Source organism: Arthrobacter sp. ISL-5, assembly GCF_018613835.1.
Classification (GTDB): Bacteria; Actinomycetota; Actinomycetes; order Actinomycetales; family Micrococcaceae; genus Arthrobacter.
The window spans coordinates 1-15132 of the sequence record NZ_JAGGPM010000019.1 but is presented as its reverse complement, the minus strand read 5'-3'; the positions used below and the strand labels follow the sequence as shown (position 1 = coordinate 15132).

The following is a 15132-nucleotide window of genomic DNA, read 5'->3' as shown; positions in this document are numbered from 1 at the left end:
GCTACTGCCCTGGGCGCCCCGGCCACTCCTTGCCGGCCCATGGGTCGTAGTCGGCGATGAGCTCCTCCTGCGGCGGACGCTCCGCTTCGGGGACGTGCTGCAGGTTCACCCGCACCCTGTACCAGAGCGAGCTCGATCCGCGCATTCCGTCGACGAGCACATCGGCGGGGTGCAGGGCCGGGCTTAGGTCCGCATGCCGAGTCTTCCACTCGTCGAGCGCCGCGAGCGCCTCGGGCTTGGTCTTGGTGCGGGCCACCTCGATGAGCGGCATCACCGACTGCCGTCGGCCGGAACCGTCACCGCTGCGCGGCGGCTTCTCGGCGGGGCCGAGCTCGGCCGCCAGCGCGAGGAGCCCATCGAGTGTGCCGACCGCGTCGTCGATGCCGGTGTGAGGGTCGCCCATGCCGGCGAAGCGCCCGGGCACCGTGCGCACCGTGAACTGTTCCGGCCGGGCGGTGCGGACCTCGTCCCATGCGAGCGGCATCGAGACCCGGGCGTCGGGCAGTGGCCGGATCGAGTACGCTGATGCCACCGTGCGGTCCTTGGCGTTCTGGTTGAAGTCGACGAACACACTCTCGCCGCGTTCCTCCTTCCACCACCGCGCTGTCGCGAGGCCAGGAGCGCGGTTTTCGACCTCGCGGGCCAGGGTCTCGGCTGCGAGCCGCACGTCGCGGTACGACCACTGCGGGGCGATGCGCACCAGGATGTGGAGTCCGCGCGACCCGCTCGTCTTCGGCCACCCCACCAGTCCTACGTCGTCGAGCACCTCCCGCGCGACATACGCGACGTCGACGATCTGGGACCAGTCGACCCCCGGCATCGGATCGAGGTCGACCCGAAGTTCGTCGGGGTGCTCGAGGTCCTCGGCGCGCACGGGATGCGGGTTGAGGTCGAGGCATCCAAGATTCACGACCCAGGCCAAGCCCGCAGCATCCCGGATGACGGCCTCCTCAGCCGACGTCCCCGACGCGTAGTGCAGCGTCGTCGTGTCGATGAAATCGGGGTGGTTTTCGGGCACGCGCTTCTGAAAGAACGGCTCAGCGTCGATGCCCTTCGGGAAGCGCTTGAGCACCATTGGCCGGCCGCCGGCGCCGCGCAGCGCACCATCCGCGACGGCGAGGTAGTAGTGCACCAGGTCGAGCTTCGTCAGCCCGGGCTCGGGAAACACCACCTTGTCCGGACTCGAGATGCGAACCTCGGTGCCCGCAATGTTGAGGATCTCGGCCGGGGTCTTCGACGGGCTCATTCCGCCACGCTAGCAACGATCGGATGTCGCGGCATAGGCCCCGTTTCGACGGTTCCCTGCGCACAAGACGTTTGCGAACATCTAGCACGCAGGGACCCGTCGAAACGGGGCCGATCCGGAAGGGGGAGCCTAGCCGGCGACGAGCCGCCGCGCCGCGGCCGAGTGCTCCGCGATCAGCCAGGCCACGTCCAGTCCCGGGATCTGCCCGTCCACGACGCGCCATTCCCCGCCCACCATCACCCGGTCGGCACGGTCCGCACCGCACAGCAACAATGCGGCGAGGGGATCGTGGCTGCCTGAGAACCGCAGGTCATCGAGCTTGAAGAGGGCCAGATCGGCCTGCATGCCTGGTGCCAGCTGGCCGAGGTCCGTCCGGCCCAGCGCCGCCGCCGACCCGCGCGTTGCCCAGCCCAGTGCCCGCTCCACCGGGACTTGCGCCCCGTAGCGCAGCCGCTGCAGGCACAGCGCCTGCCGCGCCTCGAGGATCATGTTCGAGGCATCGTTCGACGCCGATCCGTCCACTCCCAGCCCCACGGGGACACCCGCGTCCTCCAGTTCCAGCACCCGGGCAATGCCCGAAGCCAGGCGCATGTTCGAGGTTGGGCAGTGCGCGACGGCGGTGCCCGCGGCTCCCAGCCGGGCGATCTCGGCATCGCTGAAATGGATGCCGTGGCCGAGCCAGGTCCGGTCCGTCAGCCAGCCCACGCTGTCGAGGTAGTCGACGGTCCGCAGCCCGAACATGTCGCGGCAGAACTTCTCTTCGTCCACGGTCTCGGCCAGGTGTGTGTGCAGCCGGACGTCCAGCCGTTCGGCCATCAAGGCGCTCTCGGCCATGATTTCCTTGGTCACCGAAAACGGCGAACACGGAGCCAGCCCGATCTGGATCACGGCGCCGTCGCCGCGCTCGTGGTACTCGCGGACCAGCCGTTCGCTGTCCGCCAGGATCACCTCCGCCGCCTGAACGGTGGACTGCGGCGGCAGGCCGCCGTCGCTCTCTCCCAGTGCCATGGAGCCGCGGGTCAGCATGGCGCGCATCCCCAGCCGGCGGACGGCCCGCACTTCGATGTCTACGGCGTCCTCCATGCCCGCCGGAAACAGGTAGTGGTGGTCCGCCGCCGTGGTGCAGCCCGACAGGAGGAGCTCGGCGAGCGCCACCGTGGCGGCGAGCTCGAGGTCCCGCGGCGTGAGCCGGGCCCATACCGGATAGAGGTTCTGCAGCCACGGAAACAGGGGAGCGTTGGCCACCGGCCCCCAGGCGCGGGTCAGCGTCTGGTAGAAGTGGTGGTGGCTGTTGATCAGGCCGGGCAGCAGGACGTGGTTGCCGGCGTCGAATGTTTCGTCGCAGGGCGCGGACGGATGCTCGCCTGAACCCAGCACCTCGGTGATCCGGCCCCCGCGGACCACCACGCCCCCGGAGGCGTCAAGGCCGTTGGCGGAGTAGGCGGCGAGCGGATTCCGGATCCAGAGCCGGCGTTCGGAGGGACGGAAAATTGTCTGGGCCATGTGCGGTTCCTGTCTGAGCGTGCCGATGCGTTCCAGCTCAGTGGGGCCTGTCTGCTGATCCAGGTGGCCGGCCGCCTGACGGGGCCGAATCGGCACCAGCGTAGGGCTGGCCCGGAAAGGGCGTCAATGCCCGCGGATTGTGACCGCCCGGAGTGACAGCCCGGAAACATGGATTTCACATCGCGAAATTAAGTTTCCAGAAAACTATGGCGCACGCCACAATCCGGTGCTAATCTCGAACTTGCCAAAGGCGGGCACCCGGACACCGGGAAGCTATCTACCAGGCGCAACTTAACCTTCAAAAGCACATGCTGAAGCCTGGTAACCGTCGCAACTGGTCCTTTCCGTCCCGGCACGGGTACAGGCTTCCACAGCAAAGGGAGTCGCATCATGAGTACCACCGTCACGGCCGAGGCTTTCCTGGCCAGATCCATCCGGTTGGCAACGGCCAACGTCCTGAACAGCGGCGGCCCGTTCGGAGCCGTGATCGTCACCGCCGACGGTCAGGCGTTCGACGGCGTCAACCGTGTCACCGCCGACAACGATCCCACCGCCCACGCCGAGGTCACGGCCATCCGCCGCGCGTGCAGCGGACTCGGCACCTTCGATCTCCGCGGGGCCACCCTTTACAGTAGCTGCGAGCCGTGCCCGATGTGCCTGGCCTCGGCGCTCTGGGCCCGCATCGACCGCGTGGTCTTTGCCGCGGATCGGCACGACGCCGCTTCCGTTGGCTTCGACGACGCCGTCTTCTACGAGTACTTCGACAACGCAGACCGCGATGCCCTGATGCCCGTGTCCAAGCTGGACCTGGGCGAGCCCGGGGCGCCAGCCATCCTGGAACCGTTCACCACCTGGAACACGCTCGACTCCAGGATTGACTACTAGGGCCGGTGGCTGAAATGACAATCCTGGAACAGACCCCCGAGGGGCCCCGCGTGGCGCCCCAGCGCGAACGCCAGCAGGCACCGAACACCCGGCCACCGGCGTCGAACGCCTTCCTTGACCGCTTCTTCCAGATCACCCAGCGCGGCTCCACCCTGGCGCGCGAGCTGCGGGGCGGGCTGGTCACCTTCTTCACCATGGCGTACATCGTCATCCTGAACCCGCTGATCCTGGGCGGTTTCAGCGCGGACAACGCCCCCACCGACGTAGCCGGTGGCTGGCTTTCCGCGGCGCAGGTGGGTGCCGTCACCGGGCTCACCGCCGGCGTCATGACCATCGCCTTCGGGCTGATCGCCAACCTGCCGTTCGGGCTGGCAGCGGGGCTCGGCATCAACTCCTTCCTGGCCGTGGCAGTGATCCAGGAAGTCACCTGGGCCGAGGCCATGGGCCTGGTGGTCATCAACGGCATCCTGATCGTCCTCTTCGGCGTCACCGGCGCCCGGACCGCCATTTTCCGGGCCGTCCCCAAGGAGCTGAAGGCGGCCATCACCGTGGGCATCGGCCTGTTCATCGCGTTCATCGGATTCGTGGACTCCGGCTTCGTCCGCGCCACCACCGGCGGGCCGCCCGTCCAGCTCGGCGAGAACGGCTCCATCACGTCCATCCCCACCATGGTGTTCGTCGTGGGCCTCCTGGTCATGGGCATCCTGGTGGCACGGAAAGTCCAGGGCGGCCTGCTGATCGGTATCGTGGCCACCACCGTTCTCGCAGCCGTGGTGGAGGCGATCCTCCATATCGGTCCCGCGAGTGAGTCCAACCCCGGCGGCTGGCACCTCAACACCCCCGTGCTGTCCGGCCAGCTGGTCTCGGCGCCGGACCTGGGCCTGGTGGGCCAGTTCGACCTGTTCGGAGCGTTCGGCCGGATCGGCGGACTCGCCGCGACCATGCTGGTGTTCACGCTCGTGTTCACTAACTTCTTCGATGCCATGGGCACCATGACCGGGCTCGCCAAGAGCGCCGGCGTGGCGCACAAGGACGGCACGTTCCCGCGGCTGAAGTCCGCCTTCATCGTGGAGGGCATCGGGGCGGTGGCCGGCGGCGCGACGTCGGGGTCCTCCAACACCGTGTACATCGACTCCGCCGCGGGCATCGGGGAAGGTGCCCGCACGGGTCTGGCCTCGGTGGTCACCGGCGCGCTGTTTCTGGGCTCGATGTTCCTCACGCCGCTCACCAGCGTGGTGCCGATTGAGGTGGCCGCCGCCGCGCTGGTGGTGGTGGGCGCCATGATGATGGCCCAGATCCGCGAGATCAAGTTCAGCAAGTTCGCGGTGGCCCTCCCGGCCTTCCTGACCATCGTCACCATGCCGCTGAGCTACTCGATCGCCAACGGGATCGGCGTGGGCTTCGTGTCCTGGGCCGTGATCGGGGCAGCCTCCGGCAAGGCCAAGAAGATCCATCCGCTGATGTGGGTAGTGACGGCCGGCTTCCTGGTCTACTTCGCCCGCGGCCCCGTCAGCGCGCTGCTGGGCGCGTAACCGGCCTCCTGGGACCGGACCCCTATGACCGGACCGGGGCAGGCAGATGGGGCCTGCCCCGGTCCACCAATTGCAACCAAACTGATGCGCGCGCCATGGTGAACGCTTCCCCGTACAGAGGATAGGAATGAGAATATGGGCACCATCGCACGGGAAGAGGGAGTGCCGCCATGCTGGATCTGATGCCTTCTCTGAGCGGCTGGCGCCCAGCGGCGTCCGGCGAGCGGTGCGCCGTGGCCACGATCGTTGCGGCCAGCGGCTCGGTACCGCGCCCGCCAGGAACCTCGATGCTGGTTTCCGAGACGGGAAGGATCCTGGGCAGCCTCTCCGGCGGCTGCGTTGAGGGAGCCGTGGTGGAGTCAGCGCTCGAGGTGATGGCCGACGGCGGCAGCCGCCTCGAGCACTTCGGCTACAGCAACGAGGACGCGTTCGCCGTCGGACTAAGCTGCGGCGGCGAGCTGGACGTCCACATCCAGCCGCTGGGCGATGTTGCCGGCAGCATGCGGCTGGAGGACTTCCGCCGCTATTCGGCCGGGGACCCCGGCGCCCCGCTGGCACTGATCCGGCGGATCGACACGCGGGGCGGCGGCGCCGTGGTGGTCCCCGATCCTGAGACTTTTTCGGTGGCGGATTCGGCCGAGCTGGCCAGCCTGCTGGGGCTCGGCGCCGCAGCCACCTGCGCCGCCACAACGGCCACCGCCGGCGCAACGGCTACCGCCGAAACGGGCACCGCCGGCCAATTCGGCGAGGCTGATCCGCGCAACGGCCGCTCCGCGATGCTGGCGGCGGCGGCCCAGCTGGAGCCGCTGCTCCGCGGCGGCCGGACCGGGCTGGTCCGGCTGGCGCCGCCCGAGGGGTGCGGCAGCGCCCACGGCACGGGTGTGCCGGAAACCGCGGCCTCCCCGGAGCCGGCCACTCTACTCGTGGAGAGCAGGCTGCCGGCGGCCCGCATGCTGGTTGTCGGGGCCAATGACTTCGGCGCAGCGCTGCTGCCTGCTGCGAAGCTGCTGGGCTACCGCGTCACGCTCTGCGACGCCCGCCCGGCATTCTCCGGACAGGACCGCTTCGCCGCCGCGGACGACGTGGCCACCGACTGGCCGCACAGGTATCTTGCCGCCGAAGCGTCCGCGGGCCGCGTGGACGCAAGGACTGTGATCTGCGTGCTCACCCACGACCCCAAGTTCGACATCCCGCTCCTGAAAACCGCACTGGGCCTGGACGTGGCGTTCGTCGGAGCGATGGGCTCGCGGCGCAGCCACCGGCAGCGTGTCGGTGCCCTGCTCGAGGCGGGCGTGACCCCGGACCAGCTGGCCCGGCTGCACTCACCGATCGGCCTGGATCTCGGGGCCGTCACTCCGGCCGAAGTGGCCGTCTCCATCACCGCCGAACTCATCGCGGCCCGCAGCGGCGCCGCGGCCTGCCCGCCGCTCAGGGACGGCACCGGGCCCATCCACCATCTTCCCGCCGAACGGGGCTTTCGCGGCGAACACTTTCCCACCGAACACTTTCCCGACGAACACTTTCCCGACGAACAGCGCCTCGGCGCCCAATCAGCACGCCAGGAGACCGCATGGACATGAACACCATTGAGGCCGTGGTCCGCACCGCGGACCCTGCCGAGTGGCGCGCCGGCGACGCCTGGCTCGCCGGCGGCACCGTGCTTTTCTCCTACGGCAGCACCGCCTTCGGCCCCGAGCCGCTCCGGCGCCTGCTGGACCTCGGCTCGGCGGGCTGGCCCGCCGTCACGGTGACTGACGCGGGCATCGAACTCGCCGCCACGTGCACCGTCGCCGAACTCTACGCGCTGCCGGACACGCTGGCCGGAGCACCGAGAGCCGGAGAACCGACGGCCCAAGCACAACAGGCCGGATCACAGCCAACCGCCCGCGACTGGCCCGGGCTGGACCTCATCCGCCCCTGCTGTGACTCCTTCGTGGCCTCCTTCAAGGTCTGGAACATGTCCACAGTGGGCGGGAACCTGTGCACGTCGCTGCCCGCCGGGCCGATGATCTCGCTCTGCGCCGGGCTGGACGGCACCGCCACGGTGCTCAGCCCCGACGGCTCCAGCCGGGAGCTGCCGGTGGCGGATTTCATCACCGGCGACGGGCAGAACGCGCTGGCACCCGGCGAGCTGCTCCGCAGCGTCAGCCTCCCGGCGTCGGCCCTGTCCTCGCGGGCGGCGTTCCGCCGGCTGTCGCTGAGCAACCTCGGCCGGTCGGGGGTGCTGCTGATCGGAATGCTCGACGGCGGCGGGCGGCTGACGCTCACCGTCACCGCCGCGACGAAGCGGCCCGTGCAGCTGCGCTTCGGTTCGCTGCCGGACGCGGCGGACCTCGCAGCCGCGCTGGACGGGGCCATCCCGGACAGCCTGTACCACGACGATATTCACGGCCTGCCGGCCTGGCGGCGCGACATGACGTACCGCCTGGCCGAGGAGATCCGGGACGAACTGGACACGAGGCCGGGCGCGGTGCCCGCCCGCGTGTCCGGGGAATTCTGGCCGCCGCAGAGTCCGCGGCGGGAACCCACGCCGCAGGAAGGAGCCTGATCATGGCCGTCGAAATCAACGGCGCAGCGGTGGATACTCCGCCGCGCCCCGGCCAGTGCCTGCGCACATTCCTGCGCGAACAGGGCAACCTTGGCGTCAAGAAGGGCTGCGACGGCGGGGACTGCGGCGCCTGCACCGTCCACGTTGACGGCACGCCGGTGCACAGCTGCATCTATCCGGCCGTGCGCGCAGACGGCCACGCCGTCACCACCATCGAGGGCCTGGCCGGAGCCGCAGGCGGAAGCCAAAGCGGACCCACCGGTGCAGCCAGGAGCACACCCGCGGGCGCAACACTCCATCCGATGCAGCAGCAGTTCCTGGACCGGCAGGGCTTCCAGTGCGGCTTCTGCACTGCCGGCATGGTGATGACGGCCGCAACCTTCGACGAATCCCAGAAGGAAAACCTGCCCCGCAGCCTGAAGGGAAACCTGTGCCGCTGCACGGGCTACCGGGCCATCGGCGACGCCGTGTGCGGCCACGAGGGCCACCCGGATCCCGCCGGACCGGGTTCGGGCATCGCCGGCGAAGGCCAGCCCGGGCCGCGCCCCGGGCAGCTGGGCGACGATGTGCCGGCCCCCGCCAGCCGTGCCGTGGTCACCGGCCAAGCGCGCTACACGCTGGATATCCCGGCGGAGGAGTTGCCCGGGCTGCTTCATCTGAAGCTGGTGCGCTCGCCGCACGCCCACGCCCGGGTGCTGTCCGTCGACAAGGCCGCGGCCCTGGCCGTCCCGGGCGTCGTGGCCGTCCTCACGCATGAGGACGCGCCGGACCAGCTGTTTTCCAGCGCCCAGCACGAGCTCTACACCGACGACCCCGACGACACCCGGGTGCTGGACACCGTGGTGAGGTTCCGCGGGCAGCGGGTTGCCGCCGTCGTGGCCGAATCGGTGGCCGCGGCCGAAGCGGGAGTCCGCGCCGTCCGGGTGGACTACGAACAACTCCCCGCGGTGTTCACCCCGCAGGACGCCACCGGCCCCGGGGCGCCCGCGGTCCACGGGGACAAGGACGCCGGCACGGCCCGGATCGCCCGGCCCGAGCAGAACGTCGTGGCGGAGCTGCATTCGGAACTCGGTAGCGTAGCCGCCGGGTTTGCCGAGGCCGATTTCATCCACGAACAGACATACCGGACCCAGCGTGTGCAGCACGTGGCGCTGGAGACGCACGCGTCCATCGCCTCGGTGGACGACGCCGGCCGGCTCCAGGTGCGCACGTCCAGCCAGGTGCCGTTCCTCGTGCGCCGCACGCTCTGCCGCGTTTTCGGGCTGCCGGAAACACAGGTCCACGTCGTGTCCGGACGAGTGGGCGGCGGCTTCGGCGGGAAACAGGAGGTGCTGACCGAGGACATCGCGGCTCTCGCCGCCCTGAAGCTGGGGCGCCCCGTGCAGCTGGAGTTCACCCGCACCGAACAGTTCACCGCCAGCACCGTCCGCCACCCGTTCACCATCAGGCTCAAGGCAGGCGCCGGCAGCGACGGCACGCTCACGGCGCTGCAGCTGGACGTCCTCACGAACACCGGCGCCTACGGCAACCACGCGCCCGGCGTCATGTTCCACGGCTGCGGCGAATCCCTGGCCGTCTACAGGTGCGCCAACAAGAAGGTGGATGCCCTCGCGGTGTACACCAACACGGTGCCCTCCGGCGCCTTCCGGGGCTACGGCCTGAGCCAGATGATCTTCGCCATCGAGTCAGCCATGGATGAACTCGCGGTCGGCATCGGCATGGACCCGCTGGAGTTCCGCCGCCGCAACATGGTCCGCGAGGGCGATGACATGCTCTCCACGCATTCCGAGCCCGAAGAGGACGTCCACTACGGCAGCTACGGCCTGGACCAGTGCACGCGGCTGGTGCAGGACGCCCTGGAACGCGGCCGTGAACGCTACCGGTCCGCCGGGCTGGAGGATCTCGGGCCGGACTGGGTCACCGGGGAGGGCACGGCGCTGTCCATGATCGACACCGTGCCGCCGCGGGGCCACTTTGCCCACTCGAAACTCAGGCTCCTCGCGGACGGCACGTACGCCGCCGACGTCGGAACCGCCGAATTCGGCAACGGCACCACCACGGTGCACGCACAGCTCGCGGCGACGGCACTGTCCACGGTGGCCGCCCGGGTTGCGGTCCGGCAGTCCGACACGGACCTGATCGAGCACGACACCGGTGCCTTCGGCTCCGCCGGGACCGTGGTGGCGGGCAAGGCCACGCTCGCCGCCGCGGAGGAGCTTGCCGTCCGGATCCGGGCGTTCGCCGCCGGAAGCCGGCAGATCCAGGCATCCGGCTGCGTGCTCGACGGCGACGCCGTGGTCTGCGAAGGAACCCGGGTGCCGCTGACGGAACTTTTCGACGCCGCCAGCCGGGCCGGCGTCGAACTCGCCGCCGAGGGGCGCTGGGGCGGGACTCCGCGCTCGGTGGCCTTCAACGTCCACGGGTTCCGGGTCGCCGTCAACACCGGGACAGGGGAGCTGAAGATCCTGCAGAGCGTGCAGGCGGCGGATGCAGGCGTGGTGGTGAACCCGCGGCAGTGCCGCGGCCAGATCGAGGGCGGGATCGCGCAGGCACTGGGCGCCGCGCTTTATGAAGAGGTCAGGGTGGACGACGCCGGCCGGGTCACCACGGACATCCTCCGGCAGTACCACATCCCCTCCTTCGCCGACGTGCCGCGCAGCGAGGTGTACTTCGCCGACACGAACGACAAACTGGGGCCGCTGGGGGCCAAGTCCATGAGCGAGAGCCCGTTCAACCCCGTGGCGCCGGCCCTGGCGAACGCCATCCGCCACGCCACCGGGGTGCGCTTCGCCGATCTGCCGATCGCCCGGGACAAGATCTACCTGGGCCTGAAGGAAGCCGGAATGGTCCCCGCCACGGCGGGCAACGCACTCCGCGCTCGCTAGGCAGGCAGCGCACTTCGCCTCCGCCAACCGGCCGGACGGGCAGGGAAGGAGCCCCGCCCGGAGCGGCCTGCCGCGTAATGAGGGCGGGGCCTTACCGCGGGGGCGGCGGCCGGACCCATATAGTCGGAGGATGGAACAGCGCATCTTAGGCAAGACCGGTCGGAACGTTTCCGTCGTCGGACTCGGCACCTGGCAGCTCGGCGCCGACTGGGGGAACGTGGATCCGGCACAGGCACAGGCCGTCCTCGCGGCCTCGGCTGAGGCCGGTGTGACGTTCTTCGACACCGCCGATGTCTACGGGGACGGCCGCAGCGAACAGGCCATCGGCGCGTTCTTGGCGGACAACCCGGGGCTGGACATCACCGTGGCCACCAAGATGGGCCGCCGGACGGAACAGCGCCCGGAGAATTACAACCTGGCCAGCTTCCGCGAATGGGTGGACCGCTCGCGCCGCAACCTGCGGACCGACTCCCTGGACCTGGTCCAGCTGCACTGCCCGCCCACGTCCGTCTACAGCAGCGCCGAGGTCTTTGACGCCCTGGACACGCTCGTCGCCGAGGGCGCCATCCGGAACTACGGCGTCAGTGTGGAGCGGACGGACGAAGCCCTGGAAGCGATAAGCCACGCCGGCACGGCATCCGTGCAGATCATCCTCAACGCCTTCCGGCTCAAGCCGCTCGACAAGGTGCTCCCCGCCGCGAAGGCCGCAAACGTGGGAATCATCGCCCGCGTGCCACTGGCTTCAGGCCTACTGTCCGGCAAGTACACCAAGGACACGTCGTTTGCCGAGGACGACCACCGGAATTTCAACCGCAGCGGTGACTCGTTTGACGTCGGAGAGACCTTCTCCGGCGTCGATTTCCAGCTGGGACTCAAGGCAGTCGCCGAGTTCGAGCAGCTGGTGCCCGAAGGTGCCGGAACCGCGCAGGCAGCCATCGCCTGGATCGCCGCCCAGGACGGCGTCACCTCGGTCATCCCCGGTGCCCGGAACGTGGAGCAGGCACGGTCCAACGCGGCCGCGGCCGGAATTTCCCTGAATGAGGAGTTCAACGAGGGCGTGCGCTGGATCTACGACCACTACTTCCGCGAGGCGATCCACCCGCGCTGGTAGTGCCCCGAAGCCTTTGACGGGCAGGGATTCAGCCGAGCAGGTGCAGCTGGTCCGGGGTGTCGATGTCCTCGCCGCCGGACTGGTTGCCCCCGGACGGGTTGGTGCAGTCCACCAGGTCGATCAGCTCCGGGTGGGCTTGCAGGAAATACCGTGCTCCGGCGTCGCCGGCTGCAGACTCCGCCGCTTCGGCGCGGAGCGAGGAGTCGAGCAGCAGCGGGTGCCCGCGCCGGAGTTGGCCCGCTTCATCCTGATAGGCGGCGGCGGTCACCCGGCCGGGCCGGTGCGCCGTCAGCAGGCGGGTCACGGTTTCCGGTGTCAGCCCTGGCTGGTCCACGAGCGCCACGAGCACGTGGTCCCCGGCCCGGGCGGAGGAAAGGCCCTGCCTAAAGGAACTGCCCATGCCGCCGGCCCAGCGGGGGTTCTCCACCACGGTGTGCCGGCTCAGATCGGTTCCGGCGCGGACGGAATCCGCGGCCGCGCCGAGGACGATCACCACTTCGCGGCAGCCGCCGTCGAGCAGTACGTCGGCCAGCACCTCAACGAGCGTGCGGCCCCGGTAGGGGAGGAGTGCCTTCGGGCCGCGGCCCAGCCTGGTCCCGGCGCCCGCGGCGAGCAGGACAGCCGTGGTGGCGGGGATGCCGGAGTCTGCCATGATCACCACCTTAGGGGACCGGGCCGGAGGTCGGGCGAGAGCGTCTGCCCTTGTGTCCGCCGGAAAACTACTGAATAGTAGGGGTGGCCACGCCGGTTAATGGCCGCTAACCTCATAAACGTCGTGTTGGCAATTGGGGGTCACAGACGGCTGCAATGGCGCAGCCCAGAAGGAGCGTAGATGGCAGGCACATTCGAAATACTGAGCGAGGGTATGGGTTCATTCCGGTTCCGGCTGACGGCGGAGGATGGCTCGGTAGTTGCGGTTTCACCCAGCTTCCCGAACATCAAGGCGGTGGTCGCTGGCATCACTGCAGTGCGGGAAAACGCTGCGACCGGCTTCATCGTGGACCGGCGCCGGTCCCTGACCTCACCGTAAATCGAACGCGCTCTTAGGAACGCCCGACGGCGGTCCCCACCGGAAGGTGAGGGCCGCCGTCGTCGTTTCGTTGTACGGAGCGGGAACTCAACCAGCAACAGTCAGGAGTCGCCGCCCGCTCCGCCGGTGGTGCCGGCGTTGACGTCGAGGAGCTTGTAGCGGTCCATGGCGTACGACGGCGCGCCCTCCTCCACGTCGCCCCTTGCCGCGAGCAGCTGCAGCGTCTTCACCACGATCGAGTGGGTGTCGTTCTTGAAGAAGCGGCGAGCGGCGGCGCGGGTGTCGGAGAAGCCGAAGCCGTCGGCGCCGAGCGAGGCGAACTGGTGGGGCAGGAACTGGCGGATCTGGTCCGGGACGGCCTTCATGTAGTCCGAGACCGCCACGACAGGGCCCTGTGCAGCGGCCAGTTGCTGGGCCACGAACGGCACCCGGGCCGGTTCGCCGGGGTTCAGGAACGCCTCCTCCTCGGCGGCGAGGCCGTCGCGGCGCAGTTCGTTCCAGGACGTGACGGACCAGACGTCCGCGGAGACGCCCCAGTCCTCGGCCAGGATCCGCTGGGCGTCCAGCGCCCACGGCACCGACACGCCCGAGGCCAGGATCTGGCTCTTGGGACCTTCAGTGCCCGACTCCGACACCCGGTAGATGCCTTTGAGCAGACCGTTGACATCGAGGTTCTCGGGTTCGTTTGGCTGGGTGATGGGTTCGTTGTAGACGGTGAGGTAGTACATCAGGTTCCGGTCCGCATCTGGGCAGGCCGTGGAGTCCGGACCGTACATCCGCTCGATGCCGTCGCGCACGATGTGGCCGATTTCGTAGCCGTAGGCGGGGTCGTAGGTGACCACTGCCGGGTTGGTGGCGGCGAGGATGGGGGAGTGGCCGTCGGCGTGCTGGAGTCCTTCGCCGGTCAGGGTGGTCCGTCCTGCGGTGGCGCCGATGATGAACCCGCGGGTCATCTGGTCCGCGGCGGCCCAGAAGGCGTCGCCGGTGCGCTGGAAGCCGAACATGGAGTAGAACACGTAGACCGGGACCAGCGGCACGCCGTGGGTGGCGTAGGCGGTGCCGGCGGCGGTGAAGGCTGCGACGGCGCCGGCTTCGTTGATGCCGGGGTGGATCAGCTGGCCCTGGGCGGATTCCTTGTAGGCCAGGACCAGGTCCCGGTCCACGGACAGGTAGTTCTGGCCGCCCGGGTTGTAGATTTTCGCGGTCGGGAAGAACGCGTCCATGCCGAACGTGCGTGATTCGTCCGGCACGATGGGAACGATCCGGTGCCCGAACTTCTTGTCGCGGAGGAGGTCCTTGAGCAGGCGGACGAATGCCATGGTGGTGGCGGCCTGCTGCTTGCCCGAACCCCGCTTGGCGACGTCGAAGGTCTTGGCATCCGGCAGTTCAACGGCGGCATGGTTGGGGCGGCGCTCGGGCGTGAAGCCGCCCAGTGCCTTCCGCCGCTCGAGGAGGTAGGCCATTTCGGGGGCGTCCCACCCCGGGTGGTAGTAGGGCGGGCTGTACGGGTCCTCCTCCAATTGGGCGTCGGAAATCGGAATCCTCAAGTAGTCCCTGAATTCCTTCAGGTCATCCAGGGTGAGTTTCTTCATCTGGTGGGTGGCGTTGCGGCCTTCGAAGTGCGGGCCGAGTCCGTAGCCCTTGACCGTTTTGGCCAGGATCACGGTGGGCTTGCCCTGGAATTCGGTCGCGGCCTTGTACGCGGCGTAGACCTTCCGGTAGTCGTGGCCGCCGCGCTTGAGGCCCCAGATCTGGTCATCGGTCAGGTCCGCGACCATGTCCTTGGTCTGCGGGGTCTTGCCGAAGAAGTGTTCGCGGACGAACCCGCCGGATTCGGCCTTGTAGGTCTGGTAGTCCCCGTCCGGGGTCTCGTTCATGATCTTCACCAGCGACCCGTCGGAGTCCCTGGTGAGCAGGTCATCCCATTCCCGGCCCCAGACGACCTTGATGACGTTCCAGCCCGCGCCGCGGAAGAACGCCTCGAGTTCCTGCATGATCTTGCCGTTGCCGCGCACCGGCCCGTCCAGGCGTTGGAGGTTGCAGTTGATCACGAAGTTCAGGTTGTCCAGGTTCTCGTTCGCGGCGAGCTGGAGCAGGCCGCGGGACTCGGGCTCGTCCATTTCGCCGTCGCCCAGGAACGCCCAGACCTGCTGCTCGGCGGTGTCCTTCAGGCCGCGGTTGTGCAGGTACCGGTTGGACTGGGCCTGGTAGATCGCGTTCATCGGCCCGATGCCCATCGACACGGTCGGGAACTCCCAGAACTCGGGCATCAGCCGCGGGTGCGGGTAGGAGGACAGGGCGTGCCCGGCCTTGGACTTTTCCTGCCGGAACCCGTCCAGGTCCTGCTCGGTCAGCCGGCCTTCCATGAACGCCCGGGCGTACATGCCGGGGG

At 69.1% G+C, this 15132-nt stretch carries 11 protein-coding genes; 7 read left to right on the top strand and 4 right to left on the bottom strand.

Annotated features, from left to right (window positions below; all coding sequences use genetic code 11):
• Position 1: 1 nt before the first annotated feature.
• Positions 2 to 1246, bottom strand: coding sequence for a non-homologous end-joining DNA ligase (ligD, locus tag J7I89_RS10565; protein ID WP_214969791.1), 1245 nt, complete (start codon positions 1244 to 1246; stop codon positions 2 to 4).
• A gap of 129 nt (positions 1247 to 1375) precedes the next feature.
• Positions 1376 to 2749 carry an 8-oxoguanine deaminase gene (locus J7I89_RS10560; protein WP_214969789.1) on the bottom strand — a complete coding sequence of 458 codons (1374 nt, stop codon included), beginning with the start codon at positions 2747 to 2749 and terminating at the stop codon, positions 1376 to 1378.
• A gap of 390 nt (positions 2750 to 3139) precedes the next feature.
• Between J7I89_RS10560 and J7I89_RS10555 the strand changes: the two genes are divergently transcribed.
• The 6 genes from J7I89_RS10555 (at position 3140) to J7I89_RS10530 (ending at position 11710) form a co-directional block, all read left to right on the top strand.
• A complete protein-coding gene (locus tag J7I89_RS10555) occupies positions 3140 to 3634 on the top strand; it encodes a nucleoside deaminase (RefSeq protein WP_104141136.1) in 495 nt (164 codons plus the stop codon).
• 14 nt (positions 3635 to 3648) lie between these two features.
• On the top strand, positions 3649 to 5166 hold the full coding sequence (locus tag J7I89_RS10550; protein WP_214970007.1) for an NCS2 family permease: 1518 nt from the start codon (positions 3649 to 3651) through the stop codon (positions 5164 to 5166).
• Positions 5167 to 5336: 170 nt separating this feature from the next.
• Complete coding sequence (locus tag J7I89_RS10545; protein WP_214969787.1) at positions 5337 to 6746, top strand: XdhC family protein; 1410 nt, start codon at positions 5337 to 5339, stop codon at positions 6744 to 6746.
• A complete protein-coding gene (locus J7I89_RS10540) occupies positions 6737 to 7714 on the top strand; it encodes an FAD binding domain-containing protein (protein ID WP_214969784.1) in 978 nt (325 codons plus the stop codon). The genes J7I89_RS10545 and J7I89_RS10540 overlap by 10 nt, the downstream gene beginning before the upstream one ends.
• Positions 7715 to 7716: 2 nt before the next feature.
• Positions 7717 to 10599: a molybdopterin-dependent oxidoreductase gene (locus J7I89_RS10535; RefSeq protein WP_214969782.1), complete on the top strand. Its 2883-nt coding sequence runs from the start codon at positions 7717 to 7719 to the stop codon at positions 10597 to 10599.
• Between the two features lie 130 nt (positions 10600 to 10729).
• Positions 10730 to 11710 carry an aldo/keto reductase gene (locus tag J7I89_RS10530; protein ID WP_214969780.1) on the top strand — a complete coding sequence of 327 codons (981 nt, stop codon included), beginning with the start codon at positions 10730 to 10732 and terminating at the stop codon, positions 11708 to 11710.
• A gap of 28 nt (positions 11711 to 11738) precedes the next feature.
• Here J7I89_RS10530 and nboR read toward each other — a convergent pair whose 3' ends face one another.
• The gene (gene nboR / locus J7I89_RS10525) at positions 11739 to 12362 is read right to left on the bottom strand and encodes a nicotine blue oxidoreductase (protein ID WP_214969778.1); all 624 of its coding nucleotides are present in this window, start codon (positions 12360 to 12362) and stop codon (positions 11739 to 11741) included.
• Positions 12363 to 12542: 180 nt separating this feature from the next.
• Here nboR and J7I89_RS10520 point away from each other — a divergent pair, with 180 nt between their 5' ends.
• Positions 12543 to 12740, top strand: a complete 198-nt coding sequence (locus tag J7I89_RS10520; RefSeq protein ID WP_214969776.1) for a YegP family protein — start codon at positions 12543 to 12545, stop codon at positions 12738 to 12740.
• 101 nt (positions 12741 to 12841) lie between these two features.
• On the opposite strand, the gene aceE is transcribed toward J7I89_RS10520, so the two are convergent.
• Positions 12842 to 15132, bottom strand: a 2291-nt coding sequence (aceE, locus tag J7I89_RS10515; protein WP_214969774.1) for a pyruvate dehydrogenase (acetyl-transferring), homodimeric type, incomplete at its 5' end; no start/stop codon positions are given.

Excerpts from the sequence above, each read along its gene's own strand:
- ligD (WP_214969791.1), bottom strand. The coding sequence starts at position 1,246 with ATGAGCCCGTCGAAGACCCCGGCCGAGATCCTCAACATTGCGGGCACC.
- J7I89_RS10560 (WP_214969789.1), bottom strand. The coding sequence starts at position 2,749 with ATGGCCCAGACAATTTTCCGTCCCTCCGAACGCCGGCTCTGGATCCGG.
- J7I89_RS10555 (WP_104141136.1), top strand. The coding sequence starts at position 3,140 with ATGAGTACCACCGTCACGGCCGAGGCTTTCCTGGCCAGATCCATCCGG.
- J7I89_RS10550 (WP_214970007.1), top strand. The coding sequence starts at position 3,649 with ATGACAATCCTGGAACAGACCCCCGAGGGGCCCCGCGTGGCGCCCCAG.
- J7I89_RS10545 (WP_214969787.1), top strand. The coding sequence starts at position 5,337 with ATGCTGGATCTGATGCCTTCTCTGAGCGGCTGGCGCCCAGCGGCGTCC.
- J7I89_RS10540 (WP_214969784.1), top strand. The coding sequence starts at position 6,737 with ATGGACATGAACACCATTGAGGCCGTGGTCCGCACCGCGGACCCTGCC.
- J7I89_RS10535 (WP_214969782.1), top strand. The coding sequence starts at position 7,717 with ATGGCCGTCGAAATCAACGGCGCAGCGGTGGATACTCCGCCGCGCCCC.
- J7I89_RS10530 (WP_214969780.1), top strand. The coding sequence starts at position 10,730 with ATGGAACAGCGCATCTTAGGCAAGACCGGTCGGAACGTTTCCGTCGTC.
- nboR (WP_214969778.1), bottom strand. The coding sequence starts at position 12,362 with ATGGCAGACTCCGGCATCCCCGCCACCACGGCTGTCCTGCTCGCCGCG.
- J7I89_RS10520 (WP_214969776.1), top strand. The coding sequence starts at position 12,543 with ATGGCAGGCACATTCGAAATACTGAGCGAGGGTATGGGTTCATTCCGG.